The organism is Glaciecola punicea (assembly GCF_001756615.1).
Classification (GTDB): Bacteria; Pseudomonadota; Gammaproteobacteria; order Enterobacterales; family Alteromonadaceae; genus Glaciecola; species Glaciecola punicea.
Genome location: NZ_LZXY01000004.1, coordinates 1 through 23,135, shown reverse-complemented (window position 1 = coordinate 23,135; position 23,135 = coordinate 1). Strand labels below are relative to the sequence as shown.

Below are 23,135 nucleotides of genomic sequence, written 5' to 3'. Positions count from 1 at the left end.
GCGAGTGAAATATGCGTATCATCCATTGATTCTGAAGCTGCATCAGCTTCAGAATCAAGTAAGAAAAGATAACTGTTTCACATATTGAAACACTAAGTTTCAAATAATTCAATTTATAAAACAATCAATAAGCGTAATATGACGATAAGAATCGTAGCAGACCATTTTTTATCGTTAACGCATGCTTAAATGCTCGGAAACCACATGGCAAATTATTTTAACAACTTAGCTTTTCGCCAACAGCTCGACCAATTGGGTCAGTGCCGTTTTATGCAGCGTGAAGAATTCACAAAAGGCTGTGATATCCTCAAAGAAAAATCGATTGTTATCGTTGGCTGCGGGGCGCAAGGCCTTAACCAAGGCTTAAATATGCGCGATTCAGGTTTAAAGGTAAGCTATGCTTTAAGGCAGTCTGCCATAGACGAAAAAAGAGAATCGTTCAAGCGAGCCACCGATAACGGCTTTACTGTTGGCACGTATCAAAACCTTATTCCAAATGCCGATTTAGTCTATAACTTAACCCCCGACAAACAGCATGCAAGTGTCGTTGAAGCGGTAATGCCCTTAATGAGAAAAGGGGCAGTGCTGTCTTATTCTCATGGTTTTAATATTGTTGAGGAAGGCCAGCAAATTCGCAGCGATATTACAGTCGTAATGTGCGCACCTAAATGTCCTGGAACAGAAGTGCGCGAAGAATACAAACGCGGTTTTGGCGTGCCTACCCTTATTGCGGTTCATCCTGAAAACGACCCACAGGGAGAAGGCCTTGAAATTGCAAAAGCACTTGCTAGCGCGACAGGCGGTGACCGAGCAGGTGTTTTACAAAGCAGTTTTGTAGCAGAAGTAAAATCAGATCTTATGGGCGAACAAACTATTTTATGCGGTATGCAGCAGGCTGCGGCCATTTTGGCCTATGAAAAGATGGTAGCCGACGGCGTCGATGCAGCCTATGCAGGTGCACTTATTCAGTATGGCCTTGAAGCTATTACCGAAGCACTAAAAATTGGCGGCGTCACTAACATGATGGATCGCCTGTCAAATCCGGCAAAAGTAGCCGCTTTTGAATTGTCTGAAGAATTAACCGATTTAATGCGCCCACTGTTTGAAAAACATCAAGACGACATCCTTTCAGGTGAGTTTTCACGCAACATGATGCAAGATTGGGCCAACGGCGATGCCAATCTGTTTAAGTGGCGCGAAGAAACTGGACAGTCTGGATTTGAAAATGCACCGGTATATACTGGCACTATTTCAGACCAAGAATTCTTTGACAAAGGCATATTGTTGGTTGCTATGATTAAAACAGGCGTTGAACTTGCGTTTGACGTTATGGTTGACGCAGGCATACTTCCTGAGTCTGCGTATTATGAGTCGCTACACGAAACACCGCTTATTTCAAACACTATTTCGCGCAAACGCTTGTACGAAATGAACGTAGTTATTTCAGATACAGCTGAATACGGTAACTATTTATTCGCAAATGCTGCTATTCCGTTGTTAAAAGATAAATTAATGCCGCGGATTACCTTAGAGCACATTGGCGGTGGTTTAAGCACTACTAGTAATTGCGTAGACAACACAAAATTAGTGGCCATAAACAAAGCCATTCGCAGTCATGGTGTTGAGTCAATTGGTGAAGTTTTGAGGGGTTACATGACTGATATGCAGGCAATCGTCAAGTAAGCGCAAATGTAATTCACTGCAGTTCTGTCGTTAGGTGCTTTTTATAAGCTCCTTTTGCCCGGCCAGTTTGGTCGGGCTTTTTTATGCTTGCTTATACTCAACGCGAATGTTGAACAAACTTAAAAGATAAAAGTAAACTCAAGGATGTGTTTAGTAAATGACGTGCGGCAAATAACGACTCATATCTTGCGTGATCGCGTAGTTGTCTTCACGCATTGAAATACCGGCAGCCTGATCGTCAATCAGCCAGCTACCAATTAGCGTGTGATTGCCATCGAACACTGGCAGTGAATACTTTTGCTGATAAATAAAACCCTCTTCACCGTAAGGACCATCCGAATTATCCTTGTCATCTAAAGCATTCCCACGCGCATCGGTAAAACTAATATTTGCGCCCTCACGCGAAAAAATTGGCTTTTTAACCAAGAGCATGTCATCGGGCACTAAATGTAATTCATCTTCAAAAAACGAGGGCAATAAATTAGGATGCTCGGGAAACAGTTTCCACAGCATCGGCAGTAAGGCTTTGTTTGATAGAATGGATTTCCATGGCGGCTCTAGCCAGCGTATATTTTGTTGGCCTAATAGTGCACCGTAGGCGTCTTCAAACATAAACTCCCAAGGGTAAAGCTTAAACATCCACGTGATCACATTGTTGTCTAGATCGGCAAACTGCTTGTCTTTGTCTATGCCAATGTCTTCAATATATACAAACTTGGTTTGCACACCCGCTGCCTTAGCGCAGTCTTCAAGATACTGCACGGTGCCGCGATCTTCTTCGGTATTTTTGCTACAGGCAAAGTGCAAATACCTTTGGGGGTTAAGAGCATGCAGTTCTTTAAACCGATTCACTAGTTTTTCTTGAACGGAGTTGAACTGGTCGGCGTGCCTTCCTAAAAGCTTACTGTCTACTTTGTTTTCAAGCCACATCCACTGCCAAAAGCCCGTTTCGTAAATAGAGGTGGGGGTATCAGCGTTATTTTCATACAGCTTAGCAAAGCCTTCACCGTTATACGCAAAATCGAGCCGTGAATATAAAGAAGGGTCGCCGTCTTGCCAACTTTTGCGCACAAACGCCCACTGCGCCTTGGGAATAGCGAAACGCGTGAGCAACTCGTCACTATTTACCACCTGCTCTACAACTGCTAGGCACATTTGGTGAATATCAGCAGTTGGGGCTTCAATGCCTTGCTCAATTTGCGCAAGGGAAAACTGATAGTAAGCCGATTCGTCCCAATATTTCTCACCGTACATAGTGTGAAACTTGAACCCGAATTCCTGCGCCATAGCTTCCCAGTTTTTGCGCTCATCACAAGGAACTCTCAGCATTTAGCCGCCCCAGCCTCTTGAACTGCTTCTGCTAGTGGCCCTTGAACTGCCCCAGTTGCTTTTAGCCGACGCCGTTGCCCCGAAACCACCACGTGAAATAGTGCGCGTAACGGCAGGTTTAGGTTTCAAAGCATCTCTGGGCACACGATATGAGCTTTGCCCTGGCGAACCCACCACAAATCCGTCACTGGTCATTATTTTATTGCGAAACTGGCCCGGCCCCCGATACATATAAGATGGATGCGAGTTGGTGAATCTATGCTTACGCTCCATCGAATCGCTGACGATATTAGACACTATGTAGCCGGCCATAAAGGGTACAAAAAAGCCCCCTCGGTTTTCACAATTGCCAAACTCGGCTTGGCAATCGCGCTGATATTGATAACGCGGGGCAGTAGACTCGGCTTCTTTTACCGCTTCTTCATAGGCAGCCTGACACTCTATAACCGACAGTTTGGTGCTACTAGCGCAGTTGTCAACAGAAGTAACGAAAGCTACCTGCTCATTTTGTCCACCACCTGAACAACCGGCCATAACCGCCAAAGAAATCGGCGCTAGCACAAATATACGCGTGCGCTTTCTTAATGCCGATAAATCGAGTATTGAAGATCGTTTCATACAAGCCTCCCTTAATAGGTCATGCAAGCGGCGTTAATTAGACCAACCGCAACATTTGTTGAGCCTAACACTAGGCCAGCGCTTACTTCGTTATTTTCAATTCGGGTACTTATTTTTGGCATAAACACGAATCGTACTATTGCAAAGGCAATAATTTGCGCCAGCAGCGCGACAACGCCCCAAATAGCAAAGTCGATTAATCCTTGAGAGTTACTTACTGCGCCCCCAAGCGCGGCAGAAAATCCAATAATTGCGCCACCAAAGGCAACCGCTGCCGCGGTGTTTTTGTCTTCTTTAATTAGCTTCCATTCAGCATGCGGGGTAATCCACGCATACACGGTTTTGAATATAATCAAAAACAAAATTGCAATACCGAAGTACAGGGCAAAATGTGATATGCCAATTAGTAAGTTGTAGTTTTCCATAGTATTTTCCATTGAGTGTTAGTATTTACACGCTGTTTGCGTAAAACGATTTTAAAATGAGCAGCTTAGCCGTTCACCCTAATTTGAGTTGACGTTAGCTTAACACCAGTGCTAATGACTAAACATCTTTCTAGCTGATTATTATCGTTTAGGCTTTCTTCGCCAGACAAATATAATTGCTCAAAAGAGCCATCGCTAAGCGCGCGTTCAAATAGCATAACAAACTGGTCGGTTTCGCTAATGTCATTAGTGTCATCAAAGGTTTTTTCTTGCATCGCCACCGGCGGATGATAAGTGGCAATGCTCGTCCATACTCGCTCATACTCCCTACCCTCGAGCGAATAGGTAGGCGCGCCAATTTTATTCGCCAAAATGTCGTCCCATTCAGCGGCGTTAACGTGTAGGGTGTCGTAGTAATGAAATAAAGTCACATCCACGATGTTTTCTTCTAGCTCGCCGCCTTCACACACTACCTGCAGCCAGGCTTCATCGTCGGTATAAAAACGTAGCAATACACTTGAGCCTAAGTCGACCCTACCCGCCCCTTGAATGAGCTGTGTGTCGGCAATGCCGCTAATAACCAGTTCTTCTAGAATCAGTTGAAAAGCAAGTTTATCAATATCGAAGCTAGAGCCCACGCAAAGACCCATCACTTCGGGTTTATTGATAGAGGGGACTGGTGGTGGTTTTTTCTTGAAAAAATTGAACATGTGGTGGCTCCGCGACTTATTAGTTAGTTGCCAGTATGGGCCGAATTAGCGAAAATAAAATTAACAAAATTATCGACCATGTCAGCATCTCATCGAATGACTGAATGTATAGATGCGCCGACAACATTATGTTGGGCGCATCTGTATGGTTTTTGTTGTGTAGCGTTTAATACCACAGGTGATATGTGAATAAAAAATGGCTACTTTTTGCCTGCTAAAATTTTCGCCAGCATATCTTCACTTGAACCGCCGCCGGCGCTGCCGCCTGCCTGGCGCAGCTTATTGTCAAGGTCTGCCCCTGTTTCAATTTCTGCTAATTCAGCTGATGCGTCAAGTGCGGCTTCTCTTTCAGCCTGCTTTTGCTTGATACGCTCTAGACTGTCTAGCGCGGTTTTTACCTTGCTGTTGCCGCCCTCAAAATGAGTAGAAGCTGCTACTTGGGCTTTTTGTACGGCTTGAGTGGCCTTCACCTGATCAACCTGCTGTTCTAGCATGCGCAAATTGTTTTTTGCCGTGACTAGGTTTGACTTAAGCGAGCCTTCGTTCTTCATATAGCTGTCTAAAATTTTCTGCTCACTTGCCTTTAGGTTTTCAATTTCACCAACGCGCTGGGCGCACTCTAGCGCTAGTTCACGATTAGTTTCAGCATGCTGAGCGGCGCTTTGGCTGTATTTGTCAATATCAGCATTATAAGATTCTATCTTGTTTTGCGCCATTTTGCGCTTCGCTGCGATGGAATGAAGACTTTGCCCACACAGTTGAATTTCCTTTTTGGCTTCGCGTATTTGCTGATCCAAAATAGTCAGCGCCTGTGAATCTGCAGCATCTTCAAGGGATTTGTTGGTATGGCCTTTCAGTGCTGTCCATAATCTACCTAAACTCATGATCTGACTCCTACTATTTTAAATGTTCTGAATATAATTCTATAAACTCTGGCACGTTTGCAAACAGAGCCTCTACTTCTTCAACGACCACTTCGTCTTTGCTGTCGAAGCTTAATGCACCAAACGCAACGTAATATTCGTCTTCGCCAATGCGCGATACTGCGATGGTTGATAAAGGCACCAAGCGGTGCGTACGTAAAATATCATGGTCTAAGGCGGCCACGTCTTTCACGGCGCTTAGGGGGAATAATATAGTTTCCACCACAATCTGTTGTTCGCCTACTACCAAGAAAGCGTCTACGCCCTCGTCATTAGAGATGCTAATGCAGTCTCCTTCCACTTCTGCTGTAAAATTAATCTGTTCGTTCATCAGCGAAAGAATGTGGTCGCGCTTCGTTGTCATGTTGGTCTCCGTTAAAAAGCAATTTACTTTTTGTGTTTGACGTTGATTATAATAGTGAGTTTAGAAATAATTGCAACACATTTGTTGCAATTATTTATTATTTATTGCAACTGCTCGTAATGCATAACATTTGCGTTGTATAAATTGCGTTGGCCGCTATACTGTAGGTACGGTTTTATCATCGCAAAGGACTATCCTACTATGCAAACAAGTAATCACAGCCAAGTTAATATAAGCGTCAATAACAAGAAGTCAATTCTACCGTACGCTAAAGCAACTACGTTACACATAAAAAAGTTAATGGTTGAGTATGAAATGACCTACGACGGCATAGTCGAGAAATTAGAGCAGCGCGACGTGGTGCTCAGCTCAAGCAACCTGCGCAACAAAGTGTCGGGCAATGCACTGTCGGCAGGTTTGTTTTTTTTGATAGTGGAAATTATTACAGACGACTTTCACGCACACATAAACGTAAAAAGTTAAGGCGCGTAAACATGCAGTGTATTAACTGTCTAGAGGCGTGTATTTAATGCCGAGTTTTACCGCAAAATAAGTCATCATGCCAAAGATTAAGAAGCCGTAGGCGATGGGCGCGATGTCATCCTGTAGAAAAATATTGATAAATGTTGCAATAGGCACCGCAAGCACACTCGTGAATGATCCCACAAAGGCAGCACCTACACCTGCCATATGACCCACCGGCACCATAGCCAATGAGTTTAAATTACCAAACAGCACGCCTAAAAAGAAAAACCCAAAAAACATAACCGAGATAAACAGCCACAGCGGCGGTATACCCGCATAGGCAATACTAATGCCGACCAGCATAAAGCCAAATACCACCGTCATGCTTAGGGCAAAGCCAACCAGCTTAAGAATGCCAAGCCTTACCACCATAATACCGTTGAACAATGAAGCCGCACCTATGGCAAAGGCTAATAGCGCAAACAGCAAAGGGAAATATTCGCCGGTATCGTAAATGTCTTGAAATATAGTTTGTGACCCGCTCAAGTAGGCTAAAAAAGCACCAAAAATGAATCCCATGCCAACCGCAGGCCCCATTACAGCTGGCTGTTTTACCAGCCAAACTAAGGATCGGCCAAAATGAGGAAAGCTAAATTTAACCCGTTTCGCTCTCGGCAACGTTTCTTTTTGTCTGCTGAAAAACCACAGCGCTGATATTACCGCTACAATCGCAAACACCGTGAATATGTGACGCCAGCCATAATGCACCATGACCACCTGACCCATCAGCGGCGCTATCATGGGCACCAGAATAAAAATAACGGTGGTAAAGGACATAACTCTCGCCATCGCGTCGCCTACGTAAAGGTCGCGCACCAAGGCCATTGAAGCAACTCGCGGCCCCGACACGCCAAAGGCCTGAATAAGCCTACCCGCCAGTAACACCTCAATGCTGTTGGCAAAATAACACACCGCAGTGCCAATTAAAAAGATGATTAAGCCGACTAATATGGTTAGCCTACGTCCACGAGCGTCGGCAAACGGGCCAAAGAATATTTGACCTGCGGCCATACCAACGAAAAATATAGACACAATAAGGTAGGTTTGCTGCGCGCTGGTGCTATTAAGTTCAGCGCCAATTTGATCAAGCGCAGGTAGCATGGCGTCTATGCTAAGGGCGACTAATGACGTTAATAAGGCCATTAATAAAATAAATTCTACTAGCGGCAACCTAGCCGCGGCGGGCGGGTTGACGCTAACTCTTGCGGTTTCCATTGATTTACATAACTCGTTTGATAAGAAGACTAAAAAGCAGCCCAGCAGAGTACCATAAAGTAAGCTTAAGCGCTCACTTTTGGGGCAATTACTGCACAAAGCGTGTATTGAGACAGATAAATAAAACGCGCACTTTTACCGCTTAAATACCGATTATTCTTATCAGTTATGGTAAATTAAATTATCAATTGTATTGTCACTGTTATCAATTTGAGAGTTTGTCGAATATTCGTACAAAACTCTTTAAAACCAAGGTACAAAAATATGCGCGAATCCTTAGAGAAGCGGTCATTTTTAATCACACTCGCTTTTGTCAGTATTGCGTTTGTGTGGGTATTAATCCCATTTTGGGGCGCCATTTTTTGGGCCTGTGTGGTGGCTGTTATTTTTTACCCTGTGTACCAAAAACTACTCAGTAAGCTGGGTGATAAGCCAAACCGAGCAGCCCTAGCCACTTTGTTTATCGCACTTATTATTGTGATAATCCCATCCCTGGCTATTGCATACACCTTTATACAAGAAGGGGTCGCCTTTTATCAGCAGTTAGACTCTGGAAATATTAATGCAGGTAAGTTGTTCAATGACGTTCAAACGGCATTCCCGATCGTCAACACTGTACTTGAGCGTTTTGGGATTGATGCAAGCGTAGTGCGACAAAATATATCAGCAACAGCTATTAGCGGCAGTAAGTTTTTAGCAGAAGAAGCTTTCACAGTAGGACAAAACACATTCGCTTTTTTACTCAGCTTGGCGTTAATGATTTATTTGACCTTTTTCTTGCTGCGTGATGGCCACCGATTAACTAACTTACTCATTAAAGCATTACCGTTAGGTGATGAGCGCGAACATAAGCTTTTTAGTAAATTTGTCGAGGTCGCCCGCGCGACCGTTAAGGGTAACTTAGTGGTTGCTTTTGTGCAGGGTGCCTTAGGCGGCATTATTTTCCAGTTACTGGGTATTCCCGGGGCGCTTCTGTGGGGCGTGATAATGGCATTTTTGTCATTGATCCCGGCAGTGGGTGCTAGCTTAGTTTGGTTGCCTGTGTCTGTCTATTTATATGCCACAGGCAGTTGGATTGAAGCAACCATATTAGTGGCATATGGCGCGATTATAATTGGCTTGGCAGACAATGTACTGCGGCCTATTTTGGTTGGTCGTGACACCAAGCTGCCAGATTATCTGGTCCTGTTTTCAACACTAGGCGGATTGTCGATATTTGGCATAACTGGTTTTGTTTTAGGCCCGCTTATAGCAGCTCTATTTCTCGTATTCTGGAATATATTTATAGTAGAATTTAACAGCGACGACTAAAACTAAAAGCATAAGCAAAGCCCGGCTAATAACTTTGATTCACCCTACTTTCTTCTTATTGCACACGCGCTTAGTTTATACTGTATAAACTAAGCCTCAATATATTAAACGTGCCAAAGATGACAACACATTTTCTAATAGAAAAACACATTGCACTGCTCACAAAGCATGGCAAAGAAGATTTATTAAGACCTATTTTTCATACAGCATTTGGCGCACAAATAGAGCGCACCAGCGCCTTTGATACAGATGAACTAGGCACGTTTGACAACAAAATCAAACGCACACTCTCGCCTGTCGATGCCGCCTTAAAAAAAGCCTACTTAGCCTGCGAACTTACCAAACGCACACAAGGGCTTGGCAGCGAAGGAAGCTTTAGCACCTTCATTACCGGCGCAACTACCAACACGGAGGTGATCGCATTTGTTGATATAAAAACAAAAATAGAAGTAATTGGATTTGCGCAGCAGTTTATAGGCTTACAAGCCATTGAGGCCAAAAACGAAATCGCCTTAGGTGAAAAAATGCAGCCTTTTATAGCACAATTCGGCTCGTCCCAAAAATGGCTCCTTCTGCAGGGTAAGCAGTGGCATAAAGGCCTCGACTTTAGCGATATTTTGCCATTAGTGAAGCAATGGCCTTGTGTTGTTGAACCCGACTTTAGAGCTCACCACTGCCCTGCCCGGCAACAAACTATTGCGCTGGCCGCGCAAGATGTGGTGAAGCGCCTGCAAAGCCATTGCCCACGATGCCGGACGGTTAATTTTGTGCAAAAACATGGTGATAAAGATGTCAGATTTTTGCCCTGCGAATATTGTGGCGCAAAAACCACAAAACAAGCGCCTAGGGCGCTAAAGTGCGATGCCTGTCATTTTGAAAAGCAAAGCAGCGAAGTTTCTGGGAGCGCTTCGGCTGCTTTTTGCACGCTTTGTAATCCTTAACAGCTAGGGGCCTGCAGCGGCAATTTAAACGTAAGCTGCTTATAAAGTGCGCTGCCATCCTTACAAGCAATTCACTAATGCAATTTATCAGTGTGCGCAGGGGCTAAAAATATACTGTTGGCTAACAAAATATTCAAACCGTCTTGATAAGCACGCACCGCGATGTCTTGGGTAAACGCAATAACCATGCCTTTGCCCAATGGTTGTTGCACCATAAAGGGTTTAAACGGCATTTGCGCTAAGTTTTCTTCCCATATGTAACCGCTGGCCAGTAGCGTGTCTTTCGCTGAAAATGAAGCAACGTTGATGCCGTCGGCTAATTTAATAGGCTGAAATATAGTGTCACCTCTGACCAATCCATACACCTTGCTGCTTACCCCTGCGGCTAGCCAGTGCTCGGTATCAATATCAATTTTAGCTAAGATCCCCGGCACACTATCAGGAGAATCTTTGTGACTTTCAATCGCCTTAAAGAAATCTTCTTTAGCGTTTATCTGTTTTGCGGCGACTGCGTCATCCTCACGAGAAGTAGAATCGTTTTTGTCTTTTCCGTTTTTGTCTTTTTCGTCTTTGCCATCGCCGTCTTGTTTAAGCGCCAGCTCAAGCTTAAGCGCCAGCAGGCCGGTGTCTTTGCTAGCGGCAAACTCGGTGGCATCACCTAAGGTAAGCAACATGCCGCCTGCTTTTACCCAACTGCGGATACTGCTGATCATATCTTTATTATCAGGGTAATCACCGGAAGGCAAAATAAGTACGTCATAGCGGGCTAAGTCTGCATCATCTAATTGCGCGACACGAATTGCGGTAATGGGGTAGCCTAGCCATACCGAGGCTGGCAAAGCTTTTATAAGCGCTTGTGCTGCGACTTTGTTGGTGAGGCGTGGATCAGACAAACGCTGCATGTTAGCTTGAAAGTCGGGTAAATTAGCCAGTGTTTCGCCACTTCCTAGCACCGCATAAACAAGACTGCGGCCCTGCCATGTTTTGCCATACTCTACGAGTGTAATGCGCTTAGGGGCCGCCGCAACTAAGGCCTCAAAGTATTTAAGCGAATCTGCATGCGAGGTAATACGCTCGCCTATGGCATAGCCTAACACCGATTCAACGGTGGGTATATCGGCAGAATATTCCGCGCCTGGCCACATGGGTTTTGTTTGGGCGAAAGATGATACCGTAAAAATTAGGATGGCAGTGGCGAGATAATATTTCAATGAGTGCATTAATTGTTTCCGTAATGTATATAAATAACAATAGTATATGAAGAATAAACCACATCTTTACACTATTTTACAGGGCTTAATATTGAGGTAAAAGCCCGTAGCTTTAAGATTGAAGCGGCAATAATAAAAGGTTTACTATCATAAGCTGGCATGTTGTAAACCGAAAAACTAAAACTGAGTGAAAATGCAGACACACACTTTTTTTAAAGACTACAGCACTCTTTTATAAGCAGTTAAGCGTCAAGCGCGCTAAGCACTAAATTATCACGATGCACCACCGCTTCGCTCTCACAATAGCCCAAAACAGCTTTAATTTGGCTGCTTGGACGGCCTAATATGCGCGTAAGTTCGGTGCTGGAATAGTTGACTAAGCCCTTAGCACAAGTGTGATCAGCATGAACGATCTCTATACTATCACCTGCACTAAAAACGCCTTGGGTGCCTACCACTCCAGCGGCTAACAGCGACGCACCTGTATTAAATAAGGCCTTGGCTGCCCCGGCGTCAATAAATACTTTGCCTTTCACTTTACTGGTGTGTGCAAGCCAGTCTTGTCTAGCGCGCTTTGGTTTAGCGTGAGGCATAAAAATTGTACCTGAACATTGGTTATTTGCCAACGCTATGAAACTACTGGCTTTGGTGCCGTTTATTAATATAGTTTGAATACCCGACTGCGTGCATTTTTGAGCCGCTTGGAGCTTGGTGATCATGCCGCCGGTGCCAACTGCCGAGCCCGCGCCACCGGCAAGTGCCATAACGTTTGCGTCTATTACGCTAAGGTGTTTTATTAATTGCGCACTGGGCGATGTTCTGGGGTTTGCGGTGAATAAACCGTCTACGTCAGTGCAAATAATTAAGCAGTCGGCTTGGGCGGCAATAGCGGTGTGCGCGGCTAGGTTGTCGTTGTCACCCACTTTTATTTCATCAACGGCGACGGTGTCGTTTTCATTCACAATGGGAATAATTTTATTGATAAGCAGCGTTTCTAAGGTACTTTTAATATTTATAAAGCGCTTGCGATCAGCCAAATCTTCTACCGTCACTAAAATCTGCGCGCAGTTTATAGCGCTTGCCTTATGACTGTGTTCATTCGCTGGTAAAGGCGCAAACAGCGCCGCCCAATTAGCCATCATTCGCATTTGGCCAATCGCGGCCATTGCCTGTTTTTCGGCAATTGACGGCTTTAAGCCGGTTTTAATGCTGCCCCTTGCTGCTGCTATACTGCCCGAGGACACCACAATCACTTCCTTACCTTGGCTGATACTGGCAACAATAAAGTCACTAATAGCCCTTAGATACTGCGTTGAGCAACCATTCCCGTGGGGCGATACCAGCGCGCTTCCTACTTTAATCACCGCGCGTTGCCAAGGCGCAATATGCGAAACGCTAGAGGATGGATGAGGATATTCTTGGCTGCTATGGGTCATTCGGGCTAAATAAGAAGTCATGTGTTATCTGAATAATACACCTTCTTAGCCATTACTGAACGTTAAAACGTATACTTTTAAGCGTTAATGCTTATTTACCCCGTGTTTTTAACCTTCACTTTAGTAGAAAGCGCGCTCGTAAAGCCGGTTTTTTTCCACATTCTCGCCACACAGTAAAAAAGCGATATCATGATGATCGAAAACCACCATTCGTATGCGTTTTCCCAATTATCCCAGCCTTCCCATAAAAACCCGGCTACCGCTGAAGCAAGCGCCGTGGTAAGCATCACGAAACACAAATAAGCCATAGCCTTGACTTCACCGGCTATATTCAACATTTGCGTATTCACCTGCTTAAATTTGAGCAGCAACAGCAGGTGCCCACCGGCAGTAAAGCCAAAGTATACGGTTACCCCCAGACGTCTGGCTAAGGCATATGGCTCTCCCACTGCGCCAAGCGTTACCGTGTACACAATGAGCATAAACGCGGCCATGCACCCAAACGCGGTGATTATATGAGGCTTGATGTTGCTGTCACTTATTTGCTTTAGCCATGTGTGCAGCAGCAGCCAGTACATACCCATAAATACCGCGGTAGGTATCATGAACGCTTTAAACACAAAGAATTCAGGATATTGACGGCCCGTGGCACTTATGGAATGGCAGTGCGACCAATACGGCAGACACGCGCGCAGATTATCAAAAGAAATAGACACCGTTAAGGTTAAATGAACGGTAATAAGAGGTAACAATACACATATTATGGCAATTTTATACGGCATATCCGTCAACTTTCCGTTTTAGGTACACATCTGCACTCGCTTTTTATTTGCGCTCGCGCAGCGACTATCAAGACTACTTCATATCCTTTTTAAACGAGAAAAAATGCAAGGCGGTTTATAAAAAATGTACGATAAATCAGTGCACACACACTATGTGTAATAGTATGATCTTTAGCTTGTGTGTAAACTATTAGTAGAGGCTATATAAATCGAACCTCACCGTTAAAAAAGAGTAAAAATGCCCAACAAGTTCACCGAAAAATCAGTGCCTAGCTCGCGTATCGCTCGCTTCACTTCGCTAGGAAGCTTAGCCGGCTCGCTCACCGGTAACGTGATTAAAAATTCGGTATCGGCGGCGTTTAGTGCGCAAAAGCCCAACGTGCAAAACACCTTACTAAATACTAACAATGCACAAACGCTTACCAAGCATTTAGCGCAAATGCGCGGTGCGGCCATGAAGATAGGACAAATGCTTTCCATGGATGCCGGTGAAATACTGCCTCCTGCCTGGGAGCCTATACTAGCGCTGCTGCGAGAACAGGCTAACAGCATGCCGAAACACCAGTTACTTAGTATGTTAAACCTGCACTGGGGCAGCGATTGGGCTGATAAATTCGAATATTTCTCGTTTGAGCCAATTGCGGCAGCCTCTATAGGACAAGTGCATAAAGCGCAGCTAAAAACAGGCGAACACTTAGCCGTAAAAGTGCAATATCCCGGCGTATCCACCTCTATCGACAGCGACATAGACAACGTGGCTAGGCTGCTAAAGCTTGCTCGGTTGATCCCCAAAAGCATCGACATTGATACCATACTCATTCAAGCTAAAGCGCAACTCAAACAAGAAGCCGACTACCGCATTGAGCTAGCCTATTTAGAAAAATACCAAAGCCTGCTGCAGCATGATGAGCGCTACATAGTGCCAAGCACCTACAAAGCGCTCAGCAATGAATTTATTTTGTGCATGGAATTTGTGGAAGGCAGCCCTATCGCGCAGCTAGATGAAGCCCCTAGCGAGCTTAAAAACACTATTACTGAACATTTAATGGAACTGGTGTTTAACGAGCTGTTTACGTTTAAATTTACCCAAAGCGATCCCAACTTTGCTAACTTTTTATATCAACAAGACACCCAAAAGCTAGTGCTGCTAGACTTTGGCGCGTGCACAACAATAAGCGATAAAGCAAGCAAGGCATACAAGCAAATGGCCGCTGCAATGCAAGCAGGCGATGGGGAAGCCATGTTAGCAGCGCTACTTCATTTAGGACTGTTAAGACGTGATTCGCCCGCGCATGTTAAGCAAATAGTCAAAAGTGCCTGCTTAATGGCGGGTGAAAGCCTAAAGGTCGACCGCTATAATTTCAAACAAAGCCTAATCATTAAGCGCCTGCAGCAAGAAACCATGGTACTGCTAAGTGATAAAAGCGCGGTGGCATCTCCCGACGTTGACATTGCCTTGATAAATCGCAAAATCACCGGCGCAGTGATGCTGGCCAATAAAGTGAATGCTGATGTTCGCCTGCGCTGCTTACTGGCACCGTTTATTGCAAGTGTTGAATTGTAAAGTGTTGAATTGTAAAGTGCTGAATTGTTAAGTGCTGAACTATAGAGCAAGCATTGGTTTACCGTAAGTTCAGCCTTAGCACACTAATAAGGCTGCTGCATTGAAAACGGCATTTCCGTGGACTGCTCAGCCTTATTGGGGTTGCCCACCATTTCGTCATAAGGAGAATCGTGCACCATAACCGCTTCTTTTACATCACATTGTTCAAACGCATCGCGCACTTGCTGAGAGTTGTGGAAACGCATAGGACGGTCGTTTTTATCATATACAAAACCGGCACTATGTAGTGTGTGCAGTTTGACCAAATAAACGTTCATCTCAAACGATTGTACTTCAAGCTTGTCGATACTTATTGGCTGCTTCGCAATACTCGACATTAGGAATTTTATCATCAAAATTACATCTCTTATTAGACTATAAATGTGCGTACTGAGCCTTAACACAGCGCGTTTGGTAATATTGGTATACGCCAAAAAATATGAGGAGTTCAAAAATAGCGACATAAAAACATTTAGCAACAGCGAATTAATTGATAAATATAGGGTCGTATTTTTTGTGTATACTAGGTGTACGCATTGAGGTTGGTAAATGGCATTGTATTACAAACCCATCACACACGTTATGCCAGAAAAAGGAGAATTATATGTCTAGTGAACCGAATCAGATAGAAAAAATGAAGCCGTATTTAATCGTGGCAGGCTTACTATTTGTGGTATTACTCACAGTTATATTGTGGCCTACCTCAGACGATGCAAAGACTGGCCCAGTCCCTATTGCAATTGACCTTGGTCAAACCACCATTGAAGCCGATGACATAAACGACGCGCCTGAACCTGATGTATTTGAAGCACCGCCAAAACCCGCCGAAATGGTTATTTCACCTGATATGGAAGTGACTCAAATTGAGGTGGTGGAAGTAGAGGTAGACCTAGTGCTTGGCTTAGACGATGCTCTCGTAAAATCTTCAATAGCGGCCGTTGCCTCGTCTCCAGCGCTAGCATCACTGCTAGTAAACGAGCGTTTAATTGAGAAATTTGTTATCAACGTAGACAACCTGGCAAACGCACAGCTTTCTGTGAAAGACACTTTGCTAACACCTCCAGTTGAGCAATTTAAAACCTATCAACAGGCGGACCGAACCTGGATAGATATCGCTAGCTTTCAGCGCTATAACCGATACATTGACGCACTAGAATCTATTGATATTGACCAGCTGTTAGCGCTATTTGATAGCTATGAAGCTAATATCAAAAATAAATATGCGGAAATTAGCCGTCCTGGCCAAAACTTCGATTCAGCGCTCATTGACGCTATAAATACACTTTTAGATACGCCACAGGTGCCCGTTCCAATTGAGGTGTATACCGAAAGCGCTATGTTTAAATTTAAAGATGATCGCCTAGAGCGACTGTCGGGGCCACAAAAGCAATTGCTTAGAACCGGCCCTGAGAACATGCGCCGGATAAAAGATGTATTGCACAATTTAAGAGAAAGCTTAGAAGATAGAAATGAATAGGTAAGTTGGAGAAGGTATGGATATAGCACAGCTTCAAAAACAAATTTCAGCGGCAGGCAGCGGCGCACAATCAATGCCTCCAGTAGACAAATGGGATCCGCCTTTTTGTGGTGACATGAACCTAGTGATAAAGCGAAGCGGCCAATGGTGGCACGAAGGTACTCCTTTTACCCGTGCTAAACTAATTGCGCTGCTAGCAAGTGTGGTAAAAAAAGAGGGCGAAAAGTACTTTTTAGTCACTCCCGGTGAAAAGATAGGCATTACCGTAGAAGATGTTCCATTTGTGATAATAGATGCGTCGCTTGATGAGGCTAGCGGCCTTATTCAAGTAGACACCCTAACCGGCGACTCAGTGCGCATAAGTAAAGAGCATCCGGTGGAAATAAGAGAGTTTGAGGGGAATTTGGTCCCCTATTGCCACATTCGGCGAAACTTGTGGGCGCGCGTGCACCAAAACGTGCTGTATAGATGGGTCGATCAAGCCCAACAAGTTAAGCAAAACAACACCACCGCGCTGCATCTTAGCAGTGGAGACTATAGTTTCGCCATTGGCACATTTAAAGAATAGTCGCGTAGCGGTGTTGATAAGCGCCGCTAGCTAAATATAAGACAGTGGCGGATACACCTTAAATCGCGGCGTAGCGTCGCTAAGCTGCGTGTGGCACTTATATAGTGGCTTGTACCTTTTCTTATTTTGCCGACGGTTTTCTGAAATAAATCAAGCAAGCCATTCTAAAGCTTTGATTTGCTGTTCAATTTGTCTTATGGTGTGATAACTACATATAAAGGTTATCACAATGCTTAAAATCTGCACTTCCACAACCCACACCTTAGCCATGTCTGGCCTAGTTGTCAGCGCACTTCTGTTTGCCGCCATGCCCGTTCAAAGCGCGACGCATATTTTTGCAAGCACACTAATTTCAAGCAAAGACACAAAAATTCGCGCTGATAAAACAATTATTATCGAAAACAATAAAATAGTGAGCATTGAAGACGGCAGAATTGAGGGTGACAACGATGACACCTTCATTGATTTAAGCGGCTACACGCTTATGCCCGGCTTCATGGACATGCACACGCACTTATCGTTTCAAAATGAAGGCCCTGCCGGCTACATGAAGCGTTTTACAAACAACGAAGCTGACTATGCCATAGACTCAGTGGTATATGCGCAAACTACCTTAATGTCAGGCTTTACCACGGTCAGAAACTTAGGCGACTCGCTAAACGAAACCGTGGCGCTGCGCAATGCCATAAACGCCGGAAAAGTGCCAGGCCCAAGAATTTATACTGCCGCAAAATCAATCGCGACCACCGGCGGTCATGCCGATCCAACGAACTCATTTAGCAAACGCTTGATGGGTTCACCACAGCCAGTAGACGGCGTTATTAACGGCGCAGATGAAGCACGCGAAGCGGTACGTCAGCGTTATAAAGACGGCGCTGATTTAATTAAGATCACCGCCACTGGAGGCGTTTTATCGGTGGCTAAAAGTGGCCAAAACCCACAGTTTATGGACGATGAACTTGCCGCCATTGTCCAAACCGCAAAAGACTACGAGATGACAGTAGCGGTGCACGCCCACGGTAAAGAAGGCATGAAGCGCGCCATTTTAGCCGGGGTTGATTCTATTGAGCACGGCACCTACATGGATGATGAAATATTTAAGCTGATGCGCAAGCACAACGTGTATTACGTACCCACCATTTTAGCGGGTAACTTTGTGGCCGAAAAAGCTAAAATTGATGGTTACTTCCCTGAAATAGTGCGCCCAAAAGCCGCCGCCATTGGCCCCCTTATTCAAGGCACTTTCGCCAAAGCTCATGCAAACGGCGTAATGATTGCCTTTGGCACCGACTCGGGCGTATCTGCTCACGGTGACAATGGCCAAGAGTTTGCGCTGATGGTTGAGGCCGGTATGTCGCAAATGGATGCAATACGCTCCGCCACCTACAATGCATCTAAATTGCTGAAAATTGATGACATATTAGGCACTATTGAAGTGGGCAAGCTGGCCGATTTAGTCGCAGTGAAAGGCAATCCACTGGAGAAGATTTCACTGCTAGAAAATATTGGCTTTGTGATGAAAGACGGTAAGGTTTACAAGCACACGCAAGAGTAGCGCTATACATACATTTTTACATTTGCATAATTACTAGTGTGGTTTCAAGCCCATTGGTGATACGCCTTAGCCTGCAGCGAGCCTTCAATGCAGGCTAGTGCGTATAAAAATATGGATAGCAGCACACATTTATGTCAATCAAAGCGCGCATTAAATCTTTTATACATTCAAAGCACATGCTCAAAGGTATATTCACGGCTTCCTTCTTAGAATCAACGATTGTGCCTATACCCCTTGAGGCTATTTTGGTGCCGCTCATGCAAAAAAGGCGTGAAAAGCTTTGGATAATTGCCACAGTTACCACCTTAGGCTGCATGTTAGGCGCACTTTTAGGCTATGCGGTAGGCTACTACCTTTTTGATATCGCGCGCGACTTCATTATGGACTATATCACCAGCGAAGAGCAGTTTGAAATCTTTCAAGGCACTATGAAAGACCAAGGCTTTTGGTTGATATTTAGCACCGGCATAACGCCCGTGCCCCTGCAGTTGGCCATGCTAGCAGCAGGCGTGTCGCAATATTCTTTGATCCTGTATATGATAGCAGTGACCAGCAGCAGAATAATTCGCTATTTTGGCCTAGCACTGCTCGTTTATTATTTTGGCGATAAAACCGAAGCGCTGATCCGCCAGTATAAATCCCAGGCCATAGTAATTGGCGTGCTGGCAGTATTGTTATTTCTTGGCCTGCAGTTTTGGCCTAGTGCTTAATTTACGTACAAGCAGAACATTATCTAAACAGGGAAACTGTATGAAAACATCTATAAAAACACTTACCAACATTGTCCTAATTTGCGCAATGAGCGCCGCTGCATTTACAAGTACTGCAAGCGTACAAGATAAATTAAAAGCAGCAATGGCCTCAGATGTACGCAGCGCCTCTGACCTAGCGCGCGACGATAATCGCAAGCCATTAGAGACACTGACTTTTTTTGGCATTAAAGATGACATGTCGGTAGTCGAACTTGTTCCCGGTGGTGGCTGGTATACCCGACTATTAGTACCTTTGTTGAACGAAAAAGGTAATTACTATGGTGCGATAGGCGCCACACGCATAGAAAATAATTTAGCAGAAGCGCCTGGCTTTGAGCGCATGAATGTCATTGCTAAAGACGCACAAATTGCGCTTGAGGAAGGCGGCACTGGTTTTTATACCTTAGAAGCATCAAGCCTCGGAGTAAACGATGTAGACATGGTGCTTACCTTTAGAAACTACCATAACTTCAACGATGCAGGCCGCGCCACTATGAACAAACTCGCGTTTGATGCCTTAAAGTCGGGCGGTATATACGGTGTTATTGACCATACGGCACGTCATATGGAGCCGGCCACAAACAGCAACCGCCGCCGCATGGATCCGGTGCAAGCGATTAAAGAAATTCAAGACGCGGGCTTTGTGTTAGTCGACTACAGCGACCTGCATTATCGTGAAGATGATGAGCTACGGTTTGAGGTAGGTGCAAAGACGGTAACGGGTAACAGCGATCGTTGGACGCTCAAGTTTATGAAGCCCTAAACCTTATAACAAAAAGCCTGCAGGGTCTTGAGTGTAATATTTAAGAACCTGCAGGCTTTTTTTGTGTGCGCGATAAAGTTATTGGATCCCTTTTCTAATCAGATAGGTGTAGGGAATATTTTGAGTGTCGCTAGCTAACAGCGTGTGCTGCATAAAACGGCAAAAGCTTGGCACATCACGTGTAGTAGCGGGATCGTCTGCCACAATAGTGAGTGTTTCCCCCTGCTGCATATTTCTGACTTGTAAGCGAATCATCATGACAGGCTCGGGGCAGCGAAGGCCTAAAGCATCTAGGTGTTTATCAGCCTTGGAAAATGGCTCGGGCAATGCCAATGGGCTTACATTAGGTTCATCTTTCACGCTTCACTCACTCTATCGCGTTTATGGTTGTTATGGTTACCGTCATGGCATTTAACGCTATGATACTTAAGCGCTATGATCCTTAAGCGCGCGGCTAGGCTTACTGTCGTATTTATAAGCAATAGCCCTAAATGCCATAGGTTTCGCGGTATTTATTAATAGACGCAATGGATCCTTCATTACTCTTATCGGCTTTCAAGTGTTCAACAATATCACCCAAAGTCACAATAGAAAGCACTTTGGTGCTGAAATCGCGCTCTACCTCTTGCACAGCAGACAGCGTGCCCTGTCCTTTTTCTTGACGGTCAAGGGCAATCAGCACGCCGGCTAATGACGCGCCATTAGCGTCAAGCAGCAGCATAGATTCACGAATAGCGGTGCCTGCAGTAATCACGTCATCAACTAGCATTACGCGGCCTTTTAGCTCACAGCCAACTAGATTGCCGCCCTCGCCGTGCGCTTTAGCTTCCTTACGATTAAAACAATAAGGGATGTCTTCACCGTAGTTATTTGCCATGGCAATTGCGGTTGCGGTAACGGCTGGAATGCCTTTATAAGCTGGGCCAAACATAATATCAAACTCAACTCCTTCGGCATGTAAAGCGGCGGCGTAAAAACCGCCTAGCTTAGCTAAGTCTTTGCCTGTATTGAATAGCCCCGCATGAAAGAAGTAAGGACTTACTCTTCCTGATTTAAGCGTAAACTCACCAAAACGAAGTACTTGGCGCTTAATAGCAAAACGTATAAAGTCGCGTTTGTAATCTTTCATGACATTCCTTAAAGGGTCTGCTAATTAGTTAAGCGCACTACGCTGAAGCTCAAATAATTCTTTAATAGCCGCATGTGCTAAATCAAGCATTTCTTGCATTTCGTCAAAGCTAAATGGTTCGCCTTCAGCGGTGCCTTGCACTTCAATAAGCTTGCCGGTTTCAGTCATGACCACATTCATATCTGTTTCGGCAACCGAGTCTTCAGTATATTCTAAATCAGCAATAGGGTTGCCTTTATAAATGCCTACCGATACCGCTGCAATCATGTGCTTTAGCGGATTGGTTTTTAAAATGCCTTTGGCGCGCATCCAACTTAGTGCATCAACCATGGCAACGCAGGCGCCGGTAATAGACGCGGTGCGAGTGCCGCCGTCGGCCTGAATAACGTCACAGTCTACGGTAATGGTATTTTCACCTAAGAGCTTTAAGTCAACCGCTGCGCGCAGTGAACGAGCAATTAAGCGCTGAATTTCAAGGGTACGGCCGCCTTGTTTGCCACGCGACGCTTCACGATCGGAGCGAGTATGGGTGGCACGCGGTAACATGCTGTATTCAGCCGTTATCCAGCCCTTGCCTTGGCCTTTCATGAAGCGCGGTACGCCTTCTTGCACACTGGCGTTGCATAAGACCTTGGTGTCGCCAAACTCGATTAACACCGAGCCCTCAGCATGAATAGTAAAGTTGCGGGTAATGGTAACAGGGCGGATTTGACTAGCGGTGCGGCTACTTGGGCGCATAAAACAAAGCTCCTAGGGTGTTGAAAAAATGAGTAAGGATGAAAATTGCCGTAAAAGCGATATAAGTACGCCTTAACGGTGCAACAACAAACAGCCTTTAAGAAGCGTAGATTATAGCCTATATAAATACTAGATTACATGGTTTAAGAGCGCGCAAAACACAATCACTTGTTGTAAACTTGCAGTTCGAAGAAGCACCACGCGACTAAAAACTAAGGACTCACCCATGATCTTCAGTATGACCGGATTCGCACGCAAAGAACACAAAGCCAATTGGGGCACTGCAGTGTGGGAGATTAGATCGGTTAATCAACGATATTTAGAAACCTTCTACCGCATACCTGAAAATTTTAGAGGCCTTGAGCCAAGTTTACGCGAGCGCCTGCGTAAAAAGCTGCAGCGCGGCAAAGTAGAGTGCGCCCTACGCATCAATTTAGATGACGGCAACAGCGCCGGATTTAGCGTGAACGAAGCTCTCGCAAAGCAGTTAATTGAAGCTGCAAAGTGGAGCCAGACGCAAGGGGCAAACGGCGACATCAATCCTACCGATATTTTACGCTGGCCCGGCGTTATGAATAGTGTTGAAGCCGACATGGATGGCGTGCAAAAAGAGCTGCTTGATTTATTTGACGCTACCTTGAAAGAGTTTATTGCATCACGCGCTAGTGAAGGCGAAAACATGAAAGTGCTAATTGAGCAACGCCTCACCGGTATTGAAAATGAAGCAAAGACAATTGAAAGCCATATGCCTGAAATTCTGGAATGGCAAAAAGACCGCATTCGCAACAAGTTTAAAGAAGCGAAGATTGAATTAGACGATACGCGTGTAGAGCAAGAGATGGTGCTGATTGCACAAAAATCAGATATTACCGAAGAAATTGACCGTTTGCGTTCGCACGTGAGCGAGACGAATAAGATTATGCAGCAAGGCGGGGCTATTGGGCGACGCTTAGACTTTATGATGCAGGAGTTTAATCGTGAAGCGAATACGCTTGGATCGAAGTCGATTAACTCTCAAGTGACGCAGTCGGCGGTGGAGTTGAAGGTGTTGATTGAGCAGATGCGGGAGCAGATCCA

Annotated in this window: 25 protein-coding genes; 11 read left to right on the top strand and 14 right to left on the bottom strand. The window is 45.0% G+C overall.

Going from position 1 to position 23,135, the window contains the following annotated elements:
* Positions 1-204 precede the first annotated feature (204 nt).
* A complete protein-coding gene (ilvC, locus tag BAE46_RS06140) occupies positions 205-1,683 on the top strand; it encodes a ketol-acid reductoisomerase (RefSeq protein ID WP_006004378.1) in 1,479 nt (492 codons plus the stop codon).
* Positions 1,684-1,833: 150 nt separating this feature from the next.
* Here the strand turns inward: ilvC and BAE46_RS06135 are convergent, their stop codons facing one another.
* The 6 genes from BAE46_RS06135 to BAE46_RS06110 form a co-directional block, all read right to left on the bottom strand.
* Positions 1,834-3,012 carry a glutathionylspermidine synthase family protein gene (locus tag BAE46_RS06135; RefSeq protein WP_070111996.1) on the bottom strand — a complete coding sequence of 393 codons (1,179 nt, stop codon included), beginning with the start codon at positions 3,010-3,012 and terminating at the stop codon, positions 1,834-1,836.
* On the bottom strand, positions 3,013-3,630 hold the full coding sequence (locus tag BAE46_RS06130; RefSeq protein ID WP_006004372.1) for a DUF1190 domain-containing protein: 618 nt from the start codon (positions 3,628-3,630) through the stop codon (positions 3,013-3,015). It abuts the gene before it with no gap.
* A gap of 11 nt (positions 3,631-3,641) precedes the next feature.
* A complete protein-coding gene (locus BAE46_RS06125) occupies positions 3,642-4,055 on the bottom strand; it encodes a DUF350 domain-containing protein (protein WP_006004370.1) in 414 nt (137 codons plus the stop codon).
* A gap of 65 nt (positions 4,056-4,120) precedes the next feature.
* Positions 4,121-4,765 carry a YjfK family protein gene (locus BAE46_RS06120; protein ID WP_006004368.1) on the bottom strand — a complete coding sequence of 215 codons (645 nt, stop codon included), beginning with the start codon at positions 4,763-4,765 and terminating at the stop codon, positions 4,121-4,123.
* A 200-nt stretch (positions 4,766-4,965) separates the two neighbouring features.
* Positions 4,966-5,649 (bottom strand): PspA/IM30 family protein, encoded by a 684-nt coding sequence (locus BAE46_RS06115; RefSeq protein WP_006004366.1) that lies wholly within the window; start codon positions 5,647-5,649, stop codon positions 4,966-4,968.
* A gap of 13 nt (positions 5,650-5,662) precedes the next feature.
* A complete protein-coding gene (locus BAE46_RS06110) occupies positions 5,663-6,052 on the bottom strand; it encodes a DUF2170 family protein (protein WP_006004364.1) in 390 nt (129 codons plus the stop codon).
* Between the two features lie 201 nt (positions 6,053-6,253).
* On the opposite strand from BAE46_RS06110, the gene BAE46_RS06105 reads away from it, so the two are divergent.
* The gene (locus tag BAE46_RS06105; protein ID WP_070111995.1) at positions 6,254-6,535 is read left to right on the top strand and encodes a DUF6471 domain-containing protein; all 282 of its coding nucleotides are present in this window, start codon (positions 6,254-6,256) and stop codon (positions 6,533-6,535) included.
* Between the two features lie 21 nt (positions 6,536-6,556).
* Here BAE46_RS06105 and BAE46_RS06100 read toward each other — a convergent pair whose 3' ends face one another.
* Positions 6,557-7,792, bottom strand: a complete 1,236-nt coding sequence (locus BAE46_RS06100) for a multidrug effflux MFS transporter (protein WP_006004361.1) — start codon at positions 7,790-7,792, stop codon at positions 6,557-6,559.
* A gap of 264 nt (positions 7,793-8,056) precedes the next feature.
* Between BAE46_RS06100 and BAE46_RS06095 the strand changes: the two genes are divergently transcribed.
* Positions 8,057-9,103, top strand: a complete 1,047-nt coding sequence (locus BAE46_RS06095; RefSeq protein ID WP_070111994.1) for an AI-2E family transporter — start codon at positions 8,057-8,059, stop codon at positions 9,101-9,103.
* A 119-nt stretch (positions 9,104-9,222) separates the two neighbouring features.
* Entirely contained in the window at positions 9,223-10,044 is an 822-nt protein-coding gene (locus BAE46_RS06090) for a DUF6671 family protein (RefSeq protein WP_006004357.1), read from the top strand.
* Positions 10,045-10,118: 74 nt separating this feature from the next.
* Here the strand turns inward: BAE46_RS06090 and BAE46_RS06085 are convergent, their stop codons facing one another.
* The 3 genes from BAE46_RS06085 to BAE46_RS06075 form a co-directional block, all read right to left on the bottom strand.
* A complete protein-coding gene (locus tag BAE46_RS06085; protein WP_070111993.1) occupies positions 10,119-11,264 on the bottom strand; it encodes a hypothetical protein in 1,146 nt (381 codons plus the stop codon).
* Positions 11,265-11,497: 233 nt separating this feature from the next.
* A complete protein-coding gene (proB, locus tag BAE46_RS06080) occupies positions 11,498-12,712 on the bottom strand; it encodes a glutamate 5-kinase (protein WP_006004353.1) in 1,215 nt (404 codons plus the stop codon).
* 74 nt (positions 12,713-12,786) lie between these two features.
* Positions 12,787-13,473: a hypothetical protein gene (locus tag BAE46_RS06075; RefSeq protein ID WP_006004351.1), complete on the bottom strand. Its 687-nt coding sequence runs from the start codon at positions 13,471-13,473 to the stop codon at positions 12,787-12,789.
* 238 nt (positions 13,474-13,711) lie between these two features.
* On the opposite strand from BAE46_RS06075, the gene BAE46_RS06070 reads away from it, so the two are divergent.
* Positions 13,712-15,037 (top strand): ABC1 kinase family protein, encoded by a 1,326-nt coding sequence (locus BAE46_RS06070; RefSeq protein ID WP_070111992.1) that lies wholly within the window; start codon positions 13,712-13,714, stop codon positions 15,035-15,037.
* Between the two features lie 83 nt (positions 15,038-15,120).
* Here BAE46_RS06070 and BAE46_RS06065 read toward each other — a convergent pair whose 3' ends face one another.
* On the bottom strand, positions 15,121-15,429 hold the full coding sequence (locus BAE46_RS06065; RefSeq protein ID WP_006004348.1) for a DUF6482 family protein: 309 nt from the start codon (positions 15,427-15,429) through the stop codon (positions 15,121-15,123).
* A 251-nt stretch (positions 15,430-15,680) separates the two neighbouring features.
* Here BAE46_RS06065 and BAE46_RS06060 point away from each other — a divergent pair, with 251 nt between their 5' ends.
* The 5 genes from BAE46_RS06060 (at position 15,681) to BAE46_RS06040 (ending at position 20,191) form a co-directional block, all read left to right on the top strand.
* Entirely contained in the window at positions 15,681-16,553 is an 873-nt protein-coding gene (locus tag BAE46_RS06060) for a DUF3014 domain-containing protein (protein ID WP_006004344.1), read from the top strand.
* Positions 16,554-16,569: 16 nt separating this feature from the next.
* Positions 16,570-17,121, top strand: a complete 552-nt coding sequence (locus BAE46_RS06055; RefSeq protein ID WP_070111991.1) for a DUF1285 domain-containing protein — start codon at positions 16,570-16,572, stop codon at positions 17,119-17,121.
* Between the two features lie 229 nt (positions 17,122-17,350).
* On the top strand, positions 17,351-18,676 hold the full coding sequence (locus tag BAE46_RS06050; protein ID WP_425307101.1) for a metal-dependent hydrolase family protein: 1,326 nt from the start codon (positions 17,351-17,353) through the stop codon (positions 18,674-18,676).
* 131 nt (positions 18,677-18,807) lie between these two features.
* Complete coding sequence (locus tag BAE46_RS06045; protein WP_070111989.1) at positions 18,808-19,386, top strand: YqaA family protein; 579 nt, start codon at positions 18,808-18,810, stop codon at positions 19,384-19,386.
* Positions 19,387-19,426: 40 nt separating this feature from the next.
* On the top strand, positions 19,427-20,191 hold the full coding sequence (locus tag BAE46_RS06040) for a class I SAM-dependent methyltransferase (protein ID WP_070111988.1): 765 nt from the start codon (positions 19,427-19,429) through the stop codon (positions 20,189-20,191).
* 78 nt (positions 20,192-20,269) lie between these two features.
* Here BAE46_RS06040 and tusA read toward each other — a convergent pair whose 3' ends face one another.
* From tusA to rph, 3 genes are all read right to left on the bottom strand, one after another.
* Positions 20,270-20,551 carry a sulfurtransferase TusA gene (gene tusA / locus BAE46_RS06035; protein WP_425307100.1) on the bottom strand — a complete coding sequence of 94 codons (282 nt, stop codon included), beginning with the start codon at positions 20,549-20,551 and terminating at the stop codon, positions 20,270-20,272.
* A 127-nt stretch (positions 20,552-20,678) separates the two neighbouring features.
* Positions 20,679-21,320 (bottom strand): orotate phosphoribosyltransferase, encoded by a 642-nt coding sequence (pyrE, locus tag BAE46_RS06030; protein WP_070111987.1) that lies wholly within the window; start codon positions 21,318-21,320, stop codon positions 20,679-20,681.
* Positions 21,321-21,344: 24 nt separating this feature from the next.
* The gene (gene rph / locus BAE46_RS06025; RefSeq protein ID WP_006004327.1) at positions 21,345-22,058 is read right to left on the bottom strand and encodes a ribonuclease PH; all 714 of its coding nucleotides are present in this window, start codon (positions 22,056-22,058) and stop codon (positions 21,345-21,347) included.
* 226 nt (positions 22,059-22,284) lie between these two features.
* Here rph and BAE46_RS06020 point away from each other — a divergent pair.
* Positions 22,285-23,135, top strand: an 851-nt coding sequence (locus BAE46_RS06020; RefSeq protein WP_070111986.1) for a YicC/YloC family endoribonuclease, incomplete at its 3' end; no start/stop codon positions are given.